Raw genomic sequence first — 21,666 nt, 5'->3', positions numbered from 1 at the left:
TAGTAGTGCTGCGACTGGACGCCACCGTTAAATCTTTTAACGGTGACCTTTGCTAGGACTCGGCCAGGATCTGGCCCACGTACCGCGCCACCGCTCGCACCGCCCCCATTGTGCCCGGGTAGTCCATCCGGGTCGGACCGATCACACCCAGTTTCGCCACGCTCTCGTCGCCCGAACCGTAGCCGACCGAAACGATCGAGGTGGAATTCAGCCCTTCATAGGCGTTCTCCCGCCCGATCCGGACCGTCATCGCGGCGTCCGCGGTCTCACCCAGGAGGCGGAGCAGGACGACCTGCTCCTCCAGGGCCTCCAGCACCGGCTGGATGGTGAGCGGGAAGTCGTGCCCGAAGCGGGTCAGGTTGGCCGTGCCGGCCAGCATGATCCGCTCCTCGTTCTGCTCGGCGAGCGTCTCGAACAGGGTCGCCAGGACGGTGCTGACGGTCGGCCGGTCGACCTGCTCGAACAGCGCCGGCAGCTCCTCCAGCAGCCCCGGGACCTCCGGGAGGCGCCGGCCGGCGGCCCTCGCGTTGATCCGGGCCCGCAGGTCCGCCAGCACCGTCTCGCCGACCGTGCCCGGGCAGTCGACCATCCGCTGCTCGACCCGGCCGGTGTTGGTGATCAGCACCAGCATCACCTTGGCCGGGGCCAGCGCCACCAGCTCGATGTGCCGGACGGTGGAGCGCGACAGCGAGGGGTACTGCACCACCGCGACCTGCCGGGTCAGCTGGGCGAGCAGCCGCACGGTGCGGGCGACCACGTCGTCCAGGTCGACCGCGCCGTCCAGGAAGTGCCGGATGGCCCGGCGCTCGGGAGCGCTCATCGGCTTGATCTCGGCGAGCTTGTCGACGAAGAGGCGGTACCCCTTGTCGGTCGGGATGCGGCCGGCGCTGGTGTGCGGCTGGTGGATGTAGCCCTCCTCCTCCAGCGCCGCCATGTCGTTGCGGACGGTCGCCGGCGAGACCCCGAGGTTGTGCCGCTCCACCAGGGCCTTGGAGCCGACCGGCTCCTCGGTGCCCACGTAGTCCTGCACGATCGCGCGCAGTACGGCGAGCTTGCGTTCGTCCAGCTGGCGGACCTCACCGGCCATGGGGCGCGCACCTCCGTCCTCGCACGTCGTCCGACTGTGTCCCTTGCTGCCGCGGGCCGTTCCGGGAGGCCCTCGGCCTTGGCACTCTGAACGTACGAGTGCCAGAACCGTACCTGCCAGTGTAAGGCCCGGGTCCTACGGCAGGAACGGCCCGAGCGGGGTGATCCTCCCCGCAGTTCCGGACACGGCCCGCGGGGCGCCGCCGGTTCGATCCTCCCGGCACCGGGGTGGTGCCGGGAGGCCGTCCGGGTGGCAGCATCGAAAGCGACGGCGAACGGAGGAGCAAGCGATGTCGAGCTCGGGCCAGCACACCCGTTTCGCGCCCGACCGCGGCCTGACCGGCCGCATGGTCGCGACGATGTTCGTGATCGGGCTGCTGTACGTCGGTTTCACCGGCCTGCTGATCGCGCTGCTGCGCGGCGCCTGGCCACTGATCGTCCTGATCTCCGGCGGGCTGTTCGTGGCCCAGTTCTGGTTCAGCGACAAGATCACCGAACGGGCGATGGGCGCCCACCAGGTGTCCCCGGAACAGTTCCCCCAGCTGCACGGCACCGTCGACCGGCTCTGCGCGCTGGCCGACATGCCCAAACCCCGGGTGGCGGTCGCCGACAACGACATGCCGAACGCCTTCGCCACCGGCCGCAACCCGCAGAACGCGGTGATCTGCGTGACCACCGGGCTGCTGCGCCGGCTGGAGCCGGAGGAGCTGGAGGGCGTCCTCGCGCACGAGCTGTCGCACGTCGCCCACCGGGACGTCGCGGTGATGACGATCGCCGGCTTCCTCGGCGTCCTCGCCGGGGCGATGACCCGGATCGCCGTGTACGGCGGGTTCATGGGCGGCGGGCGCAACAACAACGACCAGAACGCCGCCATCCTGGCGCTGATCATCCCGCTGGTGTCGATGGTCGTCTACGCGATCAGCTTCCTGCTCACCCGGCTGCTCTCCCGCTACCGCGAGCTGGCCGCCGACCGGGCCGCCGCCCAGCTCACCGGCCGGCCCAGCGCCCTCGCCTCGGCGCTCACCAAGGTGACCGGGCAGATCGCGGCCATCCCCAGCAAGGACCTGCGCCAGGCGCAGCCGTACAACGCCTTCTACTTCGCCCCCGCGCTGGGCGCCCGGGAGGCCGCCACGCAGCTGTTCTCCACCCACCCGAGCCTGGAGAAGCGGCTGGCGCAGCTGGCGAGGATCTCCGAGCAGCTCGGCCGCTGAGCCCCTGACGCGAAAGGACCGCCGTGGGAATCCTGGACGCCCTCTTCGGCCGCACCAAGCCCGTCAAGCCCGACCTCGACCAGCTGTTCGGCGTGCCGTCCGCCGCGCTCACCCTGGAGGCCGGGGCCGGGTTCACCCCCACCGGGCTCGGCTCGGTCTGCTTCGCGGCCGTCGAGGGCGCGGCCTTCGTGCAGGTCGAGCAGCAGGTCCGGGCGCTGCTGGACGCCGACACCGAACGCGGCGGCGTCCCGGTGGAGGCCTCCAAGGACGACTACGGCTACTCCTGGCTGCTCGCCCGGCACCGGCCCGAGGAGCTGCCGGAGCTGGTCAACGACCTGCACGCGGTCAACAGCGAACTGGAGGCGAACGGCTTCGGGCCGCAGCTGCTCTGCTCGCTGGTGGCCTTCCGCGACGGGCAGGGGCAGTCGCTGGCCCTGGTCTACCTCTACAAGCGGGGGACGTTCTACCCCTTCGCCCCGATGCCCGGCGGCGGGGAGAAGCGCAACAGCCCGCTGGAGCTGCAGGTCAACGCGATGCTGGGGAACGACCTGCGGCTGGAGAAGGACCTGAGCCGCTGGTTCCCGGTCTGGGGCGCGCCGGGCCTCTGACGCGCCGTCCGCCCTCCCTATGATCACCCGTATGCGCAGTCGCCCGTACGGACCCGACCTGACCCCGCCGTGGAAGAAGCAGGCCCCCGCCCCGGAGGTGCCCGCCGAGCGGGACCTGGTGGTCGAGGAGGCGGCGACCGGCTTCTGCGGGGCGGTGGTGCGCTGCGAGAAGACCGCCGAGGGGTTCACCGTCACCCTGGAGGACCGGTTCGGCAAGCACCGGGTGTTCCCGCTGGTGCCGCGCGGCTTCCTGCTGGAGGGCGGGGTCGTCACCCTGGTCCGGCCCGCGGCGCCGTCCGCCCCCCGTACGCCCGGCCGCACCGCCTCCGGCTCGGTCGCCGTCCCGAACGCCCGCGCCCGGATCGCCCGGGAGTCCCGCATCTACGTCGAGGGCCGGCACGACGCCGAGCTGGTCGAGCGGGTCTGGGGCGACGACCTGCGGATCGAGGGCGTCGTCGTCGAGTACCTGCGCGGCATCGACGACCTGCCCGCGATCGTCGCCGACTTCGCCCCCGGCCCCGGCCGCCGCCTCGGCGTCCTGGTCGACCACCTGCTCCCGGGGACGAAGGAGCACCGCATCGCCGCCCGGGTCACCGGGGAGTCGGTGCTGGTCGTCGGCCACCCCTACATCGACATCTGGCAGGCCGTGAAGCCCGCGTCCGTCGGCATCCCCGCCTGGCCCGCCGTCCCGAGGGACGAGGACTGGAAGGAGGGCACCTGCCGCCGCCTCGGCTGGCCGGTGGACACCCCGGCGGCCTGGAAGCACATCCTGTCGAAGGTGAACAGCTACAAGGACCTGGAGCCCGAACTGCTGGGCCGGGTGGAGGAATTGATCGACTTCACGGCCCTGCCGGGTCAGGAGTAGGTCCGGAACTCCGAGGTGTCCAGCGTGATGCCCAGCAGGTCGAGCTGAATCGGATCACCGAACTTGGTGGTCCGCTCGGACCAGTACACCGGGGTACCCGTAGCGGTGTCGGTGGTCAGATCGGTGAGGAGCACACACAGGCCCTTGAGCGGATCGACGATGAGGTACACCGGAATCCCACCCTGGGCGTACATCTCACGCTTGATCCGGTAGTCCCGGTGCACGCTGGTCTTGGAAACCACCTCGACCACGACGGTCACCACGGAGGCGGGCAACAGACGGCCCGCCTCCGGGACGGCACCGCGCTCGAAGACGACAAGGTCCGGCTGCGGTTCGCTGGCCTCGCCGGAGATGATCAGATCCTGGGTCTGAAGCGCCCGCCACCTGGCGTAGGGGGTCTGGTGCTGGATCCCGGAGACGATGAGGTTGTGGACCATGTCCGGCCCGGCCATCATCACGATTTCCCCCCTGATGAGCTCGGCCTTGACGCCTTCCGGCACCTCCAGGTTCTCGAAGATCCCGGTCATCCGATCATCGATGGCGGTCATCGCGCGCTCCCTCCGACGGCTGACACCACGTTAACGACACTCAGTCCACCAAGTCACGTACGACGGCGTCCGCCAGGAGGCGGCCCCGGAGGGTGAGGGCGGCGCGGCCCCGCGCGTAGGGCCCGGCGGCGAGGAGGCCGTCGGCGAGGTGGCGGTCCGCCGCCTCGCGGCCGGTGTCCGTCAGCAGGTCGAGGGGGATGCCGTCGACCAGGCGCAGCTCCAGGAGGATGCGCTCGACGCGGCGGTCCTCGTCCTCCAGCACCTCGCGGGCCAGGGCCGGGGTGCGGTGTTCGGCGAGGGCCCGGGCGTAGGCGGCGGGGTGCTTGGCGTTCCACCAGCGGACGCCGCCGACGTGGCTGTGGGCGCCGGGGCCCGCACCCCACCAGTCGGCGCCGGTCCAGTACAGCTCGTTGTGGCGGCAGCGGCCCTCGGGGGTGGTGGCCCAGTTGGAGACCTCGTACCAGGAGTAGCCGGCGGCGCTGAGGGCCTCCTCGGCGATCAGGTAGCGGTCGGCGTGCACGTCGTCGTCGATCATCGGCAGTTCGCCGCGCTTGACCCGGGCGGCGAGCCGGGTGCCCTCCTCGACGATCAGCGAGTACGCGGAGACGTGGTCGGGCCCGGCGCCGATGGCGGCGTCCAGGGAGGCCCGCCAGTCGTCGTCGGACTCGCCCGGGGTGCCGTAGATGAGGTCGAGGTTGACGTGCTCGAAGCCGGCCGCGCGGGCCTCGGCCACGCAGGCCTCGGGGCGGCCCGGGGTGTGGTGGCGGTCCAGCAGCTTCAGGACGTGCGGGCGGGCGCTCTGCATGCCGAAGGAGAGCCGGTTGTAGCCGCCCTCGCGCAGTTCGGCCAGGTAGGCCGGGTCGACCGACTCCGGGTTGGCCTCGGTGGTGACCTCGGCGTCCTCGGCGAGCCCGAACTCCTCGCGGATCGCGGCGAGCATCTTCACCAGGTCGCGGGCGGGCAGCAGGGTCGGGGTGCCGCCGCCGAGGAAGACGGTCCGCACCGGGAGGTCGGCGTCCCCGAGCACCTCGCGGGCGTGGCGGATCTCGGCGACCACGTTGTCCGCGTAGGTCTCCTGCGAGGCGACGGCCCCGGAGGAGCGCAGCTCGGTGGCGGTGTAGGTGTTGAAGTCGCAGTAGCCGCAGCGGCTGGCGCAGTAGGGCACGTGCAGGTAGAAGCCGAACGGCCGCGAACCCAGCCCGTCGAGGGCGTGCGCGGGCAGGGAACCGTCGGACGGCACCGGTTCGCCGTCGGGAAGTGCGGAGGGCATGAGCCCATTGTCCCGTACGGCCCACCCGTTCGGGTGAGCCGTACGGGAGCGGGCGGCTCAGGGCCCGCCGTTACGCCTCGTTGGCACCCGCGTACATGGCGGTCACGGCGTCCGCGTACTCCCGCTCGACCACCGGGCGCTTGATCTTCAGGCTGGGCGTGAGCTCGCCGTGCTCGATGTCGAGGTCGCGCGGCAGCAGGTGGAACTTCTTGATCGTCTGCCAGCGCTGGAGGTCGCCGTTGACCCGCTTGACGAAGCCCCCGATCAGCTCGTGCACGGCCGGCTCGGCGGCCAGCTCGGCGTAGGACCGGCCGGCCAGGCCGTGCTCGGCGGCCCAGGGCATGAGGACCGCCTCGTCCAGGCCGATCAGCGCGGTACAGAAGTTGCGGCCGTTGCCGATCACCAGGATGTTGCTGACGAACGGGCAGACCGCCTTGAACTTGCCCTCGACCTCGCTGGGCGCCACGTACTTGCCGCCGGAGGTCTTGAACAGGTCCTTCTTGCGGTCGGTGATCCGCAGGAAGCCGTCCGCGCTGAGCTCGCCGATGTCCTCGGTGTGGAACCAGCCGTCCGGCTCCAGCACCTCGGCGGTCTTCTCGGGCAGGTTGTGGTAGCCGCGCATGACGCCCGGGCCGCGCAGCAGGATCTCGCCGTCCTCGGCGATCCGCACCTCGGTGCCGGGCAGCGGGCGGCCCACCGTGCCGATCCGCACGTCCTCCGCGCGGTTGACGCAGGAGCCCGCGCTGGTCTCGCTCAGGCCGTAGCCCTCCAGGATGGGCACCCCGGCGCCGATGAAGAAGTAGCCGATCTCCGGGGCGAGCGCGGCGCTGCCGGAGACCGCGCCGCGCAGCCGGCCGCCGAAGGCCGCCCGGATCTTCGCGTAGACCAGCTTGTCGGCGAGCGCGTGCTGCACCCGCAGGCCCAGCGGGGCCGACTCGGCGCCGGTGGCCACCCGGCTCTCCTGGACGGCCCGGGCGTACTCGCGGGCGACCTTGGCCGCCCACATGAAGATCTTGTACTTGGCGCCGCCCTCGGCCCGGGCCCGGCCCGCGATGCCGTTGTAGACCTTCTCGAAGATGCGCGGCGCCGAAGCCATCACGGTCGGCCGGATCGCCGGCAGGTTGTGGATGATCCGGTCCACCCGGCCGTCCAGCGCCATCACGTGCCCGGTGGCGATCTGCCCGGAGATCAGCGTCTTGCCGAACACGTGCGACAGCGGCAGCCACATGAAGTGCACGTCGTCGGCGCCCAGCAGCCCGCTGGCCTCCTGCGCCCGGCCCTCGTACGCCCAGCAGTCGTGCACCAGGCGCACGCCCTTGGGGCGGCCGGTGGTGCCGGAGGTGTAGATGAGGGTGGCCAGCTGCTCCTTGCCGAGCCCGTCGACGGCCTTCTCCACCGCGTCCGGGTGCTCCGCCAGGTACCGGGAGCCGCGCTCCTCCAGCTCGGCGAGGGTGAGCACCTCCAGGCCGGCGCTCTCGGGGGCCTCGGCGGGCGCGTCGAAGAGGATCACGGTGCGCAGCTCGGGCAGCTGGTCGATCTGCCCGACGGCCTTGGCCAGCTGGGCCGCGTTCTCGGCGAACAGGGCCCGGGAGCCGGAGTCGGAGAGGATGAAGGCGGTCTCGTCGGCGTTGGTGCTCGGGTAGACGGTGGTGATCGCGGCGCCCGCGCACATGGCGCCGAGGTCGGCGAGGATCCATTCGAGCCGGGTCGAGGAGGCCAGGGCCACCCGGTCCTCGGAACGGATGCCGAGGGCCATCAGGCCGGCGGCCACCGCCTTGACCCGGGTCGCGGTCTGCGCCCAGGTGAGCGAGCGCCACTGCTCGGCGCCGGGCGCGCCGTCGGCGGCCTGCTCGTCCACGGGCGAGGGGTACCGGTAGGCCTCGGCGTTCGGGGTCAGGGCGACCCGCTCCAGGAACAGGTGGGCGACGGAGGCGGGACGCCCGGCGACGAGGTCGGGCCTGCCGGAGTCGATCAGGGACTGCGCGGAACTCAACGAGGACCTCCGGTGGCGGGTGGCCGTCTGAGGGATTGTCGCGGCGTCCGTGGGGGCGGCCGCCGGGCCCCGGTTCACCTGGGCGGTACCGGTCGGTAACAAAGGGGCAATCAGCAGCCTAGGGGGAAACCGGTCATTCCGTAAGAGGGCAGCGCCCGACGGCACGCGGCCGAGCCACCGGTGCCGGACCCGGCCGTTCGGCAAAGGCCCGGCAAACCTACGGCTCCCGCACGCCGAATGGCCTGTACGACGCTACAGAACACCCAGAATTGGGGTGCGAACCCGTCCGGCGACGACAAGAGTGTGCTAGTGCTGATCAGACTGCTGAGGGCGTACCTGCGCCCGTACTCCCGACCGATCACCCTGCTGGTACTGCTCCAGCTGGTGTCCACCCTGGCGGCGCTCTATCTGCCGACCCTCAACGCCGACATCATCGACGACGGCGTGGTCAAGGGCGACACCGGCTACATCCTGCGCGTCGGCGGGGTGATGATCGCGGTCACCGTCCTCCAGGCCCTGTGCTCCATCGGCGCCGTCCTCCTCGGCGCGCGCACCGCCATGGCCTTCGGCCGGGACGTCCGCGCCGCCGTCTTCGACCGGGTGCAGAGCTTCTCCGCCCGCGAGGTCGGCCAGTTCGGCGCCCCCTCGCTGATCACCCGCACCACCAACGACGTCCAGCAGGTCCAGATGCTCGCCCTGATGAGCTTCACGCTCATGGTCGCCGCACCGATCATGTGCGTCGGCGGCATCATCATGGCGCTCAACCAGGACGTCCCGCTGTCCGGCCTGCTGCTCGCCGTCATCCCCGTGCTCGGCGTCGTCGTGCTCCTGCTGGTCCGCGCGCTGCGCCCCAAGTTCCGCAGCATGCAGGAGCAGATCGACACCGTGAACCGGGTCCTGCGCGAGCAGATCACCGGCATCCGGGTCATCCGCGCCTTCGTCAAGGACGACCAGGAGCAGGCCCGCTTCGCCGGCGCCAACGAGGACCTCACCCACGTCGCCCGCCAGGTCGGCCGGCTGATGTCCGTCATGTTCCCCGCCGTCATGCTGGTCGTGAACGTCTCCAGCGTCGCCGTGCTCTGGTTCGGCGCCCACCGCATCGACAGCGGCGCCATGGAGATCGGCGCGCTCACCGCGTTCCTCTCCTACCTGATGCAGATCCTGATGAGCGTCATGATGGCCACCTTCATGTTCATGATGGTGCCGCGCGCCGAGGTCTGCGCCGAACGCATCCAGGACGTCCTCGGCACCCACAGCAGCGTCGTCCCGCCCGCCGCCCCCGTCGACGAGGTGCTGAGCCGCGGCAACCTGGAACTGCGCGACGTCGACTTCCGCTACCCCGGCGCCGAGGCCTCGGTGCTGCGCGGCATCGACCTCACCGCCCGCCCCGGCGAGACCACCGCGATCATCGGCTCCACCGGCAGCGGCAAGTCCACCCTGCTCGGCCTCGTCCCCCGGCTCTTCGACGCCACCTCCGGCCAGGTCCTGCTCGACGGCGTGGACGTCCGCGAACTCGCCCCCGCCGTGATCGCCGAGAACGTCGGCATCGTCCCCCAGAAGCCCTACCTCTTCTCCGGCACCGTCGCCAGCAACCTCCGCTACGGCCGGCCCGACGCCACCGACGAGGAACTCTGGCACGCCCTGGAGATCGCCCAGGCCAAGGAGTTCGTCGAGAAGCTGCCCGAAGGCCTGGACGCCCCCATCGCCCAGGGCGGCGGCAACGTCTCCGGCGGCCAGCGCCAACGCCTGGCCATCGCCCGGACCCTGGTCCGCCGACCCTCCGTCTACCTCTTCGACGACTCCTTCTCCGCACTCGACTACGCCACCGACGCCAAGCTCCGCAAGGCCCTCGCCCGCGAGACCTCCGACGCCACCGTCCTGATCGTCGCCCAGCGCGTGTCCACCATCCGCGACGCCGACCGGATCATCGTCCTCGACGAAGGCGCCGTCGTCGGCACCGGAACCCACCACGAACTGATGGCCGACAACCCGACGTACCGGGAGATCGTGCTCTCCCAGCTCACCGAGCAGGAGGCGGCATGACCACCCCCGGAAAGCCCGAACTGGACAAGGGGCGGGCACCGAGAGACGCCGCCCCCGCGGACGCCCTCGGGAAAGACGCTCCCGAGAAGGACTCCCCCACCAGGGACACCGCGCAGCGCCCCGGACTGCCCAGCGACTCGCAGGCCGCCGCCGCCCGCCGCGGCCCGGCCGGCCCCGGCCGCTTCATGGGCGGCCAGGGCACCGAGAAGTCCATGGACTTCAAGGGCTCCGGCAAGCGCGTCCTCGGCCTGCTGCGCCCCGAACGCAACACCCTGATCGGCGTCCTGCTCCTCGGCGTGCTCGGCATCGGCTGCGCCGTCATCGGCCCCAAGATCCTCGGCACCGCCACCGACCTGATCTTCGCCGGAGTCGTCGGCGCCCGCTTCCCGGCCGGCGCCTCCAAGGAGCAGGTCGTCGAGGGCCTGCGCGCCCACGGCGAGGGCGGCGTCGCCGACCTGCTCTCCGCCGTCGACTTCACCCCCGGCCAGGGCATGGACTTCGGCGCCATCGGCACCATCCTGCTCTGGGTGCTCGGCGTCTACGTCGCCTCCGCCCTCTTCGGCGTCGTCCAGGGCCGGCTGGCCACCCAGGCCATCCAGGCCGCCAGCTACCGGCTGCGCCAGGACGTCGAGGCCAAGCTCTCCCGGCTGCCGCTCAGCTACTTCGACAAGCAGCCGCGCGGCGAGGTGCTCAGCCGGGTCACCAACGACATCGACAACATCGGCCAGTCCATGCAGCAGACCCTGGGACAGGTCGTCAACTCGCTGCTCACCGTGGTCGGCGTGCTCGCGATGATGTTCTGGATCTCCCCGCTGCTCGCCGTGATCGCCCTGGTCTCGGTGCCCGCCTCGGTGGTCGTCGCCACCAAGGTCGGCAAGCGCGCCCAGCCGCAGTTCGTCCAGCAGTGGAAGTCCACCGGTCAACTCAACGCCCACATCGAGGAGATGTACACCGGCCACACCCTGGTCAAGGTGTTCGGGCGGCAGCAGGAGTCCGCGGAGACCTTCCGCGAGCACAACGAGGCGCTCTACCAGGCCAGTTACAAGGCCCAGTTCATCTCCGGCGTCATCCAGCCCGCGATGATGCTGATCGGCAACCTCCAGTACGTGCTGGTCGCCGTCGTCGGCGGCCTGCGGGTGGCCAGCGGCTCGCTGTCCATCGGCGACGTCCAGGCGTTCATCCAGTACTCGCGGCAGTTCAGCCAGCCGCTCACCCAGGTCGCCAGCATGGCCAACCTGGTGCAGTCCGGCGTCGCCTCCGCCGAGCGCGTCTTCGAGCTGCTGGACGCCCCCGAGCAGAGCCCCGAACCCGCCATGCCCGAACGGCCCGACGCGGTGCGCGGCCGGGTCGCCTTCCAGGACGTGTCCTTCCGCTACGACCCCGAGAAGCCGCTCATCGAGGACCTCTCGCTCAAGGTCGAACCGGGGCAGACCGTCGCCATCGTCGGCCCCACCGGCGCCGGCAAGACCACCCTGGTCAACCTGCTGATGCGGTTCTACGAGGTCAGCTCCGGACGGATCACCCTCGACGGCGTGGACATCGCCGCGATGTCCCGCGAGGAACTGCGCTCCGGCATCGGCATGGTGCTCCAGGACACCTGGCTGTTCGGCGGCAGCATCGCCGACAACATCGCCTACGGCGCCGAGTCCGCCACCCGCGAACAGGTCGTCGAGGCCGCCAGGGCCGCCCACGTCGACCGCTTCGTGCGCACCCTGCCGGACGGCTACGACACCGTCATCGACGACGAGGGCACCGGCGTCAGCACCGGCGAGAAGCAGCTGATCACCATCGCCCGGGCCTTCCTCGCCCAGCCGTCCATCCTGGTCCTGGACGAGGCGACCAGCTCCGTCGACACCCGCACCGAGGTGCTGATCCAGCGGGCCATGGCCCGGCTGCGCACCGGCCGCACCAGCTTCGTGATCGCCCACCGGCTCTCCACCATCCGGGACGCCGACGTGATCCTGGTGATGGAGAACGGCTCGATCGTCGAGCAGGGCTCGCACGAGCAGCTGATCGCCGCCGACGGCGCCTACGCCCGGCTCTACCAGGCGCAGTTCGCCGAGGCCGCGGTCGAGGTGGACTGACGTGGTGGACCGGCGCGGTGAACTGGCGCGGTGGACGGACGCGGTGGACTGACACAGTGGACTGACGCCCGGCCGGCGAGCGGGCCGGGGCGGGGACTTCCCGCCCCGGCCCTTCGCTTTCGCCACACCCGCGCTACCTTGGGCCCGTGATCGACGACCAGGACCCGGGCCGCCCGGACGCCACCGCCACCCCTGGCACCCCTGGCACCCCTGGCACCGCTGGCACCCCCGGCACCCCCGGGACCGCTGGCATCCCTGGCACCGCTGACGCCGCGAAGACCCCGGACGCCTTCGAGGCGAACCGCCGCTACCTGGGCTCGGTCGCCTACCGGCTGCTCGGCTCGTTCACCGACGCCGAGGACGTCCTCCAGGACGCCTGGCTGCGCTGGCAGGCCGCCGACCGCACCGCCGTCGCCGACCCGCGCGCCTTCCTCACCACCGTCGTCACCCGGCTCTGCTACGACCAGCTGGGCTCCGCCCGGGCCCGCCGCGAGGCCTACTACGGCGAGTGGCTGCCCGAGCCGGCCGTCTCCTACACCGCCGGCCCCGCCTCCCCCGACGAGCTGGCCGAACGCGGCGAGTCCGTCTCGCTCGCCCTGCTCGCCGTGCTGGAACAGCTCACCCCCGCCGAGCGGGCCGCCTTCGTGCTGCACGACGTCTTCGCGGTCGGCTTCGAGGAGATCGCCGCCTCCCTGGAGCGCACCCCCGACGCCGCCCGCCAGCTCGCCTCCCGGGCCCGCCGCCGGGTCAGGGCCGGCGGCCAGCACACCGGCGACACCGACCCGGGCGAGCACCGGCGGGCCGTCGAGGCCTTCGCCGCCGCCAGCACCCGGGGCGACATCCTGGGCCTGATGGACGTCCTCGACCCGGACGTGGTCTGGCACGCCGACGGCGGCGGCATCGTCCGCGCCGCCGCCCGCCCGGTGCACGGCGCCGACAAGGTGGCCCGGCTGGTGGCCGGCCTGGTCGGCAAGTGGTTCACCCCCGAGTACGCGCTGGACCTCGCACTGGTCAACGACGAGCCCGGACTGGTCTGGTACGAGCGGGCCACCGGCACCGTCACCGGGGTGGTGGGCTTCGCCGTCACGGACGGGCGGATCACCGCGGCGTACACCGTCGTCAACCCCGAGAAGCTCGCCCGGATCAGCCCGATCACGCTGTGACGCGGGTCACCGTCACACCCTGACCGGCCGCGTCGTCCCCTTCCCGAACAGCGCTCCACCGGAGCGCCCTCGCGAGGAGGCGGACGAGATGAGCAGCACCACCAGCGGTCGGCGGATCGTCGTACTGGGCGCCGGGTACGCCGGGCTCACCGCGGCCAAGGGCGCCGGACGGCACCACGCCGTCACCCTGGTCGCCCCCGAGGAGCGGATCCTGCACCGCATCCGCCAGCACGAGACCGCGGCCGGCCGCGGCCGCGACTGGCCCACCATCGGCGAACTCACCCGCGGCAGCCGGGTCACCCACCGCCGGGCCCGGGCCGTCGGACTCGACCCGGACGCGCACGAGGTCCGGCTGGACGACGGCACCACCCTGGCATACGACACCCTGGTCCACGCCCTCGGCAGCCGCACCGCCTGGCACGGCGTCCCCGGCGCCGAACAGCTCGCCCACTCGGCGGAGCGCGCCGCCGAGCTGCGCCGCCGGATCGAGACGGCCGGACAGCCCGGCACCCTGGCCGTGGTCGGCGGCGGCGCCACCGGCATCGAACTGGCCACCGAACTCGCCGAGGCCCACCCCGCCTGGGAGGTGCGGATCGTCGCGTCCGGCCTGGTCGGCGGCGTCTACTCGGCCAAGGGCCGGGCCCACGTCCTGCGCGTCCTCGCCCGGCTCGGCGCGAGCGTCCACGAGAACACCACCGTCACCGAGGTCACCCCGGACGGGCTGCGCACCACCGCCGGCCCGATCGCGGCCGACCTCGTCGTCTGGGCCGCCTCGCTGGAGCCGCACCCGCTGGCCGCCGAGGCCGGACTGGCCGTGGACGAGCGCGGCCGGGCCCTGGTGGACGACCACCTGCGGTCGGTCTCCCACCCGGACGTCCATGTGGTCGGCGACGCCGCCGCGGTCACCGTCCCCGGCGTCGGCACCCTGCGGATGGGCTGCGCCACCGCCCTGCCGCAGGGCCAGTACCTCGGCAAGCTGCTGGACGGGCGCACCGACAGGCCGTTCTCGTTCCGGTACCAGGTGCAGTGCGTGAGCCTCGGCCGGCGGGACGGACTGCTCCAGGTGGTCCGTCCGGACGACTCGATGCGGCCCACCGTGTTCACCGGCACCGCCGGGCGGCTGGCGAAGGCGGCGATCGTCGGCGTGGTCCTCAGCAGCCTGAAGTAGGCCGCCGGAACGCCGGAAGGGCCCGGGCGGGTGCCCGGGCCCTTCCGGCGTGCGTCGCCGCCGTGCCGCTACTTCTTGTCCTTCGGCGTCTCGGCGTCGGTGGACAGCGCGGCGATGAAGGCCTCCTGCGGGACCTCCACGCTGCCGACCATCTTCATCCGCTTCTTGCCTTCCTTCTGCTTCTCCAGCAGCTTCCGCTTACGGGAGATGTCACCGCCGTAGCACTTGGCGAGGACGTCCTTGCGGATCGCGCGGACCGTCTCGCGGGCGATCACCCGGGAGCCGATGGCCGCCTGGATCGGCACCTCGAACTGCTGGCGGGGGATGAGCTTCTGGAGCTTGCCCGCCATCATCACGCCGTAGCTGTAGGCCTTGTCCTTGTGGACGATCGCGGAGAAGGCGTCGACCGCGTCGCCGTGCAGCAGGATGTCGACCTTGACCAGCTGGGCGGCCTGCTCGCCGATGGGCTCGTAGTCCAGCGAGGCGTAGCCGCGGGTCTTGGACTTCAGCTGGTCGAAGAAGTCGAAGACGATCTCCGCGAGCGGCAGGGTGTAGCGCAGCTCGACGCGGTCCTCGGACAGGTAGTCCATGCCCTGGAGGCTGCCGCGGCGGGACTGGCAGAGCTCCATGATCGCGCCGACGAACTCGTTGGGCGCGAGGATGGTGCCGCGCACGACCGGCTCGAACACCTCGGAGATCTTGCCCGACGGGAACTCGCTCGGGTTGGTGACGGTGTGCTCGGTGCCGTCCTCCATGACCACCCGGTAGACCACGTTGGGGGCGGTGGAGATCAGGTCGAGGTTGAACTCGCGCTCCAGGCGCTCCCGGATGATCTCCAGGTGCAGCAGGCCGAGGAAGCCACAGCGGTAGCCGAAGCCGAGTGCGACCGAGGTCTCCGGCTCGTACACCAGCGCGGCGTCGTTGAGCCTCAGCTTGTCGAGGGCGTCGCGCAGCAGCGGGTAGTCCGAGCCGTCCAGCGGGTAGAGGCCGGAGAACACCATCGGGCGCGGGTCCTTGTAGCCGCCCAGCGGCTCGGTGGCGCCCTTGTGCATCGAGGTGATCGTGTCACCGACCTTGGACTGCCGGACGTCCTTCACACCGGTGATGATGTAGCCCACCTCGCCGACGCCCAGGCCGTCGGCGACCTTCGGCTCGGGCGAGATGACGCCGATCTCCAGCAGCTCGTGGGTCGCGCCGGTGGACATCATCTGGATGCGCTCGCGCTTGTTCAGCTGGCCGTCCACGACCCGGACGTAGGTGACCACGCCGCGGTAGGAGTCGTACACCGAGTCGAAGATCATCGCGCGGGCCGGGGCCTCCGCGACGCCGACCGGGGCCGGGATGGTGTCGACGATGTGGTCCAGCAGGTCCTCGACGCCCAGGCCGGTCTTGGCGCTGACCTTGAGCACGTCGTCCGGGTCGCAGCCGATGATGTGGGCGATCTCGGCCGCGTACTTCTCCGGCTGGGCGGCCGGGAGGTCGATCTTGTTGAGGACCGGGACGATCGTGAGGTCGTTCTCCAGCGCCAGGTACAGGTTGGCGAGGGTCTGCGCCTCGATGCCCTGGGCCGCGTCGACCACCAGGATGGTGCCCTCGCACGCGGCGAGGGAGCGGGACACCTCGTACGTGAAGTCCACGTGGCCGGGGGTGTCGATCATGTTGAGGATGTGCGTCGCCCCGGCGTTCGGCCCGGTCTTCGGCGCCCACGGGAGGCGGACCGCCTGCGACTTGATGGTGATGCCGCGCTCACGCTCGATGTCCATGCGGTCGAGGTACTGGGCACGCATCTGCCGGGGGTCGACGACGCCGGTGATCTGCAGCATCCGGTCTGCGAGCGTCGACTTGCCGTGGTCGATGTGGGCGATGATGCAGAAGTTGCGGATCAGCGCCGGGTCGGTACGGCTGGGCTCTGGCACATTGCTGGGGGTCGCGGGCACCTTGGTCCGATTCTCCGTTGGTCCGGGGCCGGGGTGTCCGGATCATCGCTGACCGGTTTCCCGGGGACCGGACAGTCTCGTCCGATCGAAATAGTTCCTCCCATCTTCCCACGACCGCGGCCCATGGCACCGTCCGGGAGCATCGCGGGCGGCGGGGGCGATCCTCACGGGCCGCGGGAACGGTACGCGCGGGCGGCGAGGACGGGTCCTCGCGGGCGCCCGGGGCCGGTCCTCGCGGGCGCCCGGTTTGGGGCGGGCGGCGGGCCCCTGGTAGCGTGGGCTGCTGCACCTGGCCTCGGCATGCCCTCTCAGCAGGACGAAGGCCGCCGGTGCGAACCCGTTCAGACCTTTAGACAGACTGAGGCTCCTTCGTGGCGAACATCAAGTCCCAGATCAAGCGCAACAAGACCAACGAGAAGGCGCGCCTGCGCAACAAGGCCGTCAAGTCCTCGCTGAAGACCGCTCTGCGCAAGGCCCGTGAGGCCGCTGCCGCCGGCGAGACCGAGAAGGCCACCGAGCTGGCCCGCGCCGCCTCCAAGGCGCTGGACAAGGCCGTGAGCAAGGGCGTCATCCACGCCAACCAGGCCGCCAACAAGAAGTCGGCCATCACCAAGCGCGTCAACACGGCCGTCCAGGCCTGACGCCCCCGGGGGCGGTGACCCCCCACCGCTTCGGGACGACCCGGCCCTCTACCCGGACCCCCGAGGCGCGCAAGACTCGCACCGTACGCGGCCTGCGTTCGCCACGCGGGTGCGGTGCACAGGAGCAGTGCGACAGGCGTCGCAGTCGGCCTCTTCCCCGAGGCCACTGCGGCGCCTGTCGCGTTCCACGGTCCGGCCGCTATGGTCGGTCGGGTCCGTTCGGGGTGCGGGGAGCACCCCGACGCCAGGTCCAGGGGGGAACTTCCATGACGACGCCACCGCCGCCACCGGCACCGAACGGACCGGGGTACGGCTTCCCGCAGCAGCCGGGCGGGGGCGCGCAGCCCGTACCGGGCGCTCCGGGCCCGGCGGGTGCGGCCGGTACGGCCGGCTTCGGGCCGCCGCCGGGGCTGCCCACCGCCCCGGGCCTGGCCCCGGTCCTCAGCCCGGGCACCTCGATTCCGCCGGGCTCCGGGAGGAGCGGGAACCTGCGGCGCAACGCCGTCTGGGCGTTCGTCGGCGCGTTGATCGTCTCCGCCGGCTGGGCCGCCGCCGTGATGACCGTCCCCGGCCTGGTGACCAGCGAGTCCTCGCCGCGCGGCCTGCACGGCTACCACCTCTCCGACGACTTCTGCACCACCGGGAAGCCCACGAAGATCCTCCAGACGTACTCCGTCTCGGACACCTCCGCGCCGACCCACCACGCCGACCGGCACCCGGCCCTGGACACCATGAGCTGCTCGATGTCGCTCAAGCGCACCGGCGGCAACAACGACAGCGAGTACGCCACCCTCTTCTTCCGCACCGACCTCCACAAGGCGATCAACCCGGAGCCCGAGATGGAGGCCAACAAGGAGCTCTACCGGGGGCGCGGCTACCAGGTCACCGACATCGCGGGACTCGGCGAGCAGGCGTACTACCTGTACAAGGACGACGGCTCGGACCAATACCACAGCGTCTACGCCGAACTGGACATCCGCGACGGCGGGATGACGTACTACATCAACTACACGGCGAGCTACACCCAGGGGAAGGGCAAGCCGCCGTCCAAGGACGAGCTGCGCAGCACCCTGCAGTCCGACGCGCAGGACGCCCTCCGGGCGATGAAGAAGTAGGCCGGGACCCGCTCGCGCTGCCGCGCACTGACAGCAGGCGGGACGGTGTCAGGAGGCGCCGCCAGTCAGCGGCGTCAGTAGGCGGGCCGTCAGCAGGCGGGACGGTCAGTAGGCGGGCCGGTCAGTAGGCGGGCCGGTCAGTAGGCGGGCCGGGAGCCGGCCCGGGCGGCCCGGGCGACGGCGACCACCGCGCGCTCCAGGGCGAAGGCCGGGTCGTCCGACCCGCCCTTGACGGCGGCGTCGGCCTGGGCGATCGCGGTCAGCGCGGTGGCCACCCCGTTGCCCGTCCAGCCGCGCATCTGCTGACGGACCCGGTCGACCTTCCACGGCGGCATGCCCAGCTCGCGGGCCAGGTCGCCCGGGCGCATGTTCCGCCCAGCGCTCGCCAGCCGGCCGATGCTGCGCACGCCCGAGGCCAGCGCGTAGGTGATGCCGGTCGGCGGCTGGCCGACGGCCAGCGCCCAGCGCAGCCGCTCCAGCGCCTCCGCGGCCCGGCCGGTGACCGCCAGGTCCGCCACCTCGAAGCCGGTCGCCTCGGCCCGGCCGCTGTAGTAGCGGGCCACCACCGTCTCGTCGATCGTGCCCTCGACGTCCGAGGTCAGCTGGTGGCAGGCGGCGGCCAGCTCGCGCAGGTCGCTGCCGAGCGCGTCCAGCAGCGCCTGGCAGGCCTCCGGGGTCGCGGAGCGGCCCAGGGTGCGGAACTCGCCCTTGACGAAGGCCAGCCGCTCGCTCGCCTTGGCCAGCTTGGCGCAGGCCACCTCGCGCCCGCCGGCCTTGCGCCCGGCGTCCAGCAGGCCCTTGCCCTTGGCGCCGCCGGCGTGCACCAGCACCATGATCACTTCGTCGGCCGGCGCCTCGATGTACGCCTTGACCTCCTTCACCGAGTCGGCGGAGAGGTCCTGGGCGGCCCGGACCACGATCACCTTGCGCTCGGCGAACAGCGACGGCGTGGTCAGCTCGGCCAGGCTGCCGGGCTGCAGACCGCCGGGCGGCAGGTCCCGCACGTCGGTGTCCGGGTCCGCCGCCTTCGCCGCCGCCACCACCTGGGCGACCGCGCGGTCCAGCAGCAGCTCCTCCTGGCCGACCGCGAGGGTCAGCGGGGCGAGCAGGTCGTCGGGTGCACTCTTCCTGGCCATCGCCTACCAGCATCCCACGGGCCGCGGACACTCCCGCCCGACGGAGCGGACGGCCCGACCTGGACAATGGCCGGGTGAGCGAGAACCAGACCACCGACCTCCCGGACGTCGACGACCCGTACGCCCGGCAGCTGCTCGTCCTGCCCGACCGTGACACCGCCCAGGAGGCGGCCGAGGAACTCGGCGCCACCCAGCCCGACCTCGGCGAGCTCGAAGTCGTCCGCGACGCCCTCGCGGGCGAGGACGACGCCGAGGACGCCCAGTGGCTGATCGTCGCCGAGGCCCCGGAGACCGGCTGGACCCCCACCCTGCTGCACGCCCTCGACACCCTCGCGGCCGGCTACGAGGGCTGGCGCGAGGAGGCCTGAGAGCCCTCGGCCGTACCCGACGACTGCCGGACCGGCCGCACCGAGCCCCCACCGCCCGCCCCTGCGGCGCGCTCCGGAGCCGGCCCGGCATCGATCACCACCGCGCTGTCCGGTTCCCCCGCCGCCAGGGCCGGCACGTCCCCCTGACCGACGCCTTCCCCGTCAAGTTCTTCGTGTTGAAGTTCCGCCCCCGTTCGGCTGTCTTCGCCGGGCAGCGTGATGGCCTCGCCCTCGTCAGGGGCGAGGCCATCGGTGTCGGTGAGGGTCAGCCGCAGGCGCATCCGGTGGCAGCGGCCGGTTCGGCGGTCCGCTCGGTGCTGGTGCAGCAGGTGCCGGGGGCGCCGTCGGCGCTCTTGCCGAGGGTGTCGGCATCGGCCTTGACGACATAGACCTCCCAGGGCTCCTTGCCGGGGCCGTGGACCCAGACCTTGTCCTGGAGGGCGTAGCAGCAGGAGGTGTCGCTCTCCTCGAAGGTGGCCAAGCCGGCGTCCTTGAGGCGGGTGGCGGCGGCGGTGACCTGCTCAGCGCTCTCGACCTCGACGCCAAGGTGGTCCAGGCGGGTGTCCTCGCCGTCCCCGCCCTCGATGAGGACGAGCTTGAGCGGCGGGGTGGCGATGGCGAAGTTCGCGTAACCGGGCCGGCGCTTGGCGGGCTCGGTGCCGAACAGTTTGGAGTAGAAGGCGATCGAGCCTTCGAGGTCGGCGACGCGCAGGGCGAGCTGAACGCGGGACATGGCGGTTCTCCCAGGGACCGAGGCCTTGATTCGACAACTGTCGATATGGACGACGTTGCCACTTGAATCAATGGCTGTCAATATAGACATATGTCGAATCTGGAACATGAGGTGCTCGACCGGGACGACGCGGCCGCGTGCTGCTCGCCGATGGTCCACGAGCCCCTGGGCGAGGACGCCGCCGCCGACCTGGCGAAGATGTTCAAGGCCCTCTCCGACCCGGTGCGCCTGCGGCTGCTGTCGCTGATCGCCTCGCACGAGGGCGGCGAAGCCTGCGTCTGCGACCTGACCGGCCCGTTCGACGTGTCCCAGCCGACGATCTCCCACCACCTCAAGGTCCTGCGCGAGGCCGGCCTGGTCGGCTCCGAGCGCCGCGGGACGTGGGTCTATTACTGGGTGCTGCCCGCCGCGCTGGCCAAGCTCTCCGCCCTGCTCCAGGCCCCCACCGGGGAGTCCGGATGACCGGGACAGCGCCGCTCGGCCGCCGGGCCGCCGTCGAGTTCGTCGGGACCGGCGCGCTCGTGGCCGTCGTGGTCGGCTCCGGCATCCAGGCCGCCGAGCTGTCCCAGGACGTCGGCGTCCAGCTGCTGGCCAACTCGCTCGCGACCGTGTTCGGCCTCGGCGCGCTGATCCTGCTGCTCGGCCCGGTCTCCGGCGCCCACTTCAACCCGGCCGTGACCCTGGCCGCCTGGTGGAGTGGCCGCAGCCACGGGAACGGGCCCGGGCTGCGGGACGTCGCGGCCTATGTCCCCGCGCAGACCGTCGGCGCGATCGGCGGGGCGGTGCTCGCGGACGCGATGTTCGCCGAGCCGCTCGTGTCCTGGTCGACGCATGACCGCTGGGCGCCGCATCTGTGGCTGGGCGAGGTCGTCGCGACCGCCGGCCTGATCCTGCTGATCTTCGGCCTGGCCCGCATCGGCCGCGCGCACTTCACCCCGGTCGCGGTCGCCTCGTTCATCGGCGCCGCCTACTGGTTCACGTCCTCGACCAGCTTCGCCAACCCCGCGGTGACGATCGGCCGGGCGTTCACCGACACCTTCGCCGGCATCGCCCCCGCCTCGGTGCTGCCGTTCATCGCCGCCCAGCTCGTCGGCCTGGCCGTCGGCATCGTCCTGGTGGTGGTGCTGTTCGGCCGCCCGACCCCGGCCGCCGAGGACGCAGCCGTCCCGCATGGCGACCACCACCGAGCCGAAGCCGCCCGCTGACCTGCTGCCCTCCGCCCGTCCCGCCTCGAAGACCAAGGACCCACTTCCGTGAGCACTCCCGCCGTCCCGTCCGTGCTGTTCGTCTGCGTGCACAACGCCGGCCGGTCCCAGATGGCCGCCGCCTTCCTCACCCGCCTCGGCGGCGACCGGGTCCAGGTCCGCTCCGCCGGCTCCGCCCCGACCGAGACCGTGAACCCCGCGGTGGTCGAGGCGCTGGCCGAGGTCGGGATCGACATCTCCGCCGAGATCCCGAAGGTCCTGACCGCCGAGGCGGTCCAGGCCTCCGACGTGGTGATCACCATGGGCTGCGGCGACGCCTGCCCGTTCTTCCCCGGCAAGACCTATCTCGACTGGAAGCTGGAGGACCCGGCCGGCCAGGGCGTCGACGCCGTGCGCCCGATCCGCGACCAGATCGAACAGCGCATCCGCGGCCTCCTCGCCGACCTCGGTGTCGAAGCTGCCGCCTGAGCATCACCCGGAGGACCGTGGACA

At 71.9% G+C, this 21,666-nt stretch carries 20 protein-coding genes; 13 read left to right on the top strand and 7 right to left on the bottom strand.

Going from position 1 to position 21,666, the window contains the following annotated elements; translation table 11 throughout:
* Nucleotides 1–52: 52 nt before the first annotated feature.
* Nucleotides 53–1,087, bottom strand: a complete 1,035-nt coding sequence (gene hrcA / locus ACFWP2_RS00175) for a heat-inducible transcriptional repressor HrcA (protein WP_380446569.1) — start codon at nt 1,085–1,087, stop codon at nt 53–55.
* 289 nt (nt 1,088–1,376) lie between these two features.
* Here hrcA and htpX point away from each other — a divergent pair, with 289 nt between their 5' ends.
* The 3 genes from htpX to ACFWP2_RS00160 are packed head-to-tail and all read left to right on the top strand — an operon-like array spanning nt 1,377 to nt 3,770.
* Entirely contained in the window at nt 1,377–2,297 is a 921-nt protein-coding gene (gene htpX, locus ACFWP2_RS00170; RefSeq protein ID WP_380446567.1) for a zinc metalloprotease HtpX, read from the top strand.
* A 23-nt stretch (nt 2,298–2,320) separates the two neighbouring features.
* Complete coding sequence (locus tag ACFWP2_RS00165) at nt 2,321–2,905, top strand: hypothetical protein (protein ID WP_380446564.1); 585 nt, start codon at nt 2,321–2,323, stop codon at nt 2,903–2,905.
* A 31-nt stretch (nt 2,906–2,936) separates the two neighbouring features.
* Nucleotides 2,937–3,770 carry a DUF3097 domain-containing protein gene (locus tag ACFWP2_RS00160; protein WP_380446562.1) on the top strand — a complete coding sequence of 278 codons (834 nt, stop codon included), beginning with the start codon at nt 2,937–2,939 and terminating at the stop codon, nt 3,768–3,770.
* On the opposite strand, the gene ACFWP2_RS00155 is transcribed toward ACFWP2_RS00160, so the two are convergent.
* From ACFWP2_RS00155 to ACFWP2_RS00145, 3 genes are all read right to left on the bottom strand, one after another.
* Nucleotides 3,761–4,318 carry a Uma2 family endonuclease gene (locus ACFWP2_RS00155; protein WP_380446559.1) on the bottom strand — a complete coding sequence of 186 codons (558 nt, stop codon included), beginning with the start codon at nt 4,316–4,318 and terminating at the stop codon, nt 3,761–3,763. The genes ACFWP2_RS00160 and ACFWP2_RS00155 overlap by 10 nt on opposite strands.
* 40 nt (nt 4,319–4,358) lie before the next feature.
* Nucleotides 4,359–5,588, bottom strand: coding sequence for a radical SAM family heme chaperone HemW (gene hemW / locus ACFWP2_RS00150; RefSeq protein WP_380446556.1), 1,230 nt, complete (start codon nt 5,586–5,588; stop codon nt 4,359–4,361).
* A 70-nt stretch (nt 5,589–5,658) separates the two neighbouring features.
* Nucleotides 5,659–7,581 (bottom strand): AMP-dependent synthetase/ligase, encoded by a 1,923-nt coding sequence (locus tag ACFWP2_RS00145; RefSeq protein ID WP_380446554.1) that lies wholly within the window; start codon nt 7,579–7,581, stop codon nt 5,659–5,661.
* 309 nt (nt 7,582–7,890) lie between these two features.
* Between ACFWP2_RS00145 and ACFWP2_RS00140 the strand changes: the two genes are divergently transcribed.
* The 4 genes from ACFWP2_RS00140 (at nt 7,891) to ACFWP2_RS00125 (ending at nt 14,039) form a co-directional block, all read left to right on the top strand.
* Complete coding sequence (locus tag ACFWP2_RS00140; RefSeq protein ID WP_380446551.1) at nt 7,891–9,624, top strand: ABC transporter ATP-binding protein; 1,734 nt, start codon at nt 7,891–7,893, stop codon at nt 9,622–9,624.
* Nucleotides 9,625–9,809: 185 nt separating this feature from the next.
* A complete protein-coding gene (locus ACFWP2_RS00135; RefSeq protein WP_380447469.1) occupies nt 9,810–11,708 on the top strand; it encodes an ABC transporter ATP-binding protein in 1,899 nt (632 codons plus the stop codon).
* Nucleotides 11,709–11,854: 146 nt separating this feature from the next.
* On the top strand, nt 11,855–12,871 hold the full coding sequence (sigJ, locus tag ACFWP2_RS00130) for an RNA polymerase sigma factor SigJ (protein ID WP_380446548.1): 1,017 nt from the start codon (nt 11,855–11,857) through the stop codon (nt 12,869–12,871).
* An 88-nt stretch (nt 12,872–12,959) separates the two neighbouring features.
* Entirely contained in the window at nt 12,960–14,039 is a 1,080-nt protein-coding gene (locus tag ACFWP2_RS00125) for an NAD(P)/FAD-dependent oxidoreductase (protein WP_380446545.1), read from the top strand.
* Between the two features lie 68 nt (nt 14,040–14,107).
* Here ACFWP2_RS00125 and lepA read toward each other — a convergent pair whose 3' ends face one another.
* Nucleotides 14,108–15,976, bottom strand: coding sequence for a translation elongation factor 4 (lepA, locus tag ACFWP2_RS00120; RefSeq protein ID WP_380446543.1), 1,869 nt, complete (start codon nt 15,974–15,976; stop codon nt 14,108–14,110).
* A 371-nt stretch (nt 15,977–16,347) separates the two neighbouring features.
* Between lepA and rpsT the strand changes: the two genes are divergently transcribed.
* Nucleotides 16,348–16,617, top strand: a complete 270-nt coding sequence (gene rpsT / locus ACFWP2_RS00115; RefSeq protein ID WP_030309778.1) for a 30S ribosomal protein S20 — start codon at nt 16,348–16,350, stop codon at nt 16,615–16,617.
* Between the two features lie 266 nt (nt 16,618–16,883).
* On the top strand, nt 16,884–17,732 hold the full coding sequence (locus tag ACFWP2_RS00110) for a hypothetical protein (protein WP_380446540.1): 849 nt from the start codon (nt 16,884–16,886) through the stop codon (nt 17,730–17,732).
* Nucleotides 17,733–17,869: 137 nt separating this feature from the next.
* On the opposite strand, the gene holA is transcribed toward ACFWP2_RS00110, so the two are convergent.
* Complete coding sequence (holA, locus tag ACFWP2_RS00105) at nt 17,870–18,868, bottom strand: DNA polymerase III subunit delta (RefSeq protein WP_380446538.1); 999 nt, start codon at nt 18,866–18,868, stop codon at nt 17,870–17,872.
* 74 nt (nt 18,869–18,942) lie between these two features.
* Between holA and ACFWP2_RS00100 the strand changes: the two genes are divergently transcribed.
* Nucleotides 18,943–19,236, top strand: coding sequence for a hypothetical protein (locus tag ACFWP2_RS00100; protein WP_380446535.1), 294 nt, complete (start codon nt 18,943–18,945; stop codon nt 19,234–19,236).
* Nucleotides 19,237–19,501: 265 nt separating this feature from the next.
* Here the strand turns inward: ACFWP2_RS00100 and ACFWP2_RS00095 are convergent, their stop codons facing one another.
* On the bottom strand, nt 19,502–19,969 hold the full coding sequence (locus ACFWP2_RS00095) for an ArsI/CadI family heavy metal resistance metalloenzyme (protein ID WP_380446532.1): 468 nt from the start codon (nt 19,967–19,969) through the stop codon (nt 19,502–19,504).
* 90 nt (nt 19,970–20,059) lie between these two features.
* Here ACFWP2_RS00095 and ACFWP2_RS00090 point away from each other — a divergent pair, with 90 nt between their 5' ends.
* From ACFWP2_RS00090 to ACFWP2_RS00080, 3 genes are read left to right on the top strand one after another with little or no spacing between them, the layout of a single operon-like run.
* Complete coding sequence (locus ACFWP2_RS00090) at nt 20,060–20,431, top strand: ArsR/SmtB family transcription factor (RefSeq protein WP_380446529.1); 372 nt, start codon at nt 20,060–20,062, stop codon at nt 20,429–20,431.
* Nucleotides 20,428–21,174, top strand: a complete 747-nt coding sequence (locus ACFWP2_RS00085) for an aquaporin (RefSeq protein ID WP_380446526.1) — start codon at nt 20,428–20,430, stop codon at nt 21,172–21,174. Before ACFWP2_RS00090 ends, ACFWP2_RS00085 begins: the two co-directional genes overlap by 4 nt.
* A gap of 48 nt (nt 21,175–21,222) precedes the next feature.
* Nucleotides 21,223–21,642: an arsenate reductase ArsC gene (locus tag ACFWP2_RS00080; protein ID WP_380446523.1), complete on the top strand. Its 420-nt coding sequence runs from the start codon at nt 21,223–21,225 to the stop codon at nt 21,640–21,642.
* The last annotated feature ends 24 nt before the right edge of the window (nt 21,643–21,666 follow it).

This window comes from Kitasatospora sp. NPDC058444 (genome assembly GCF_042721415.1).
In the GTDB taxonomy this organism is placed as follows: Bacteria; Actinomycetota; Actinomycetes; order Streptomycetales; family Streptomycetaceae; genus Kitasatospora.
Note: the sequence above shows the minus strand (reverse complement) of the source record. Positions and strands in the feature narration are given on the sequence as shown.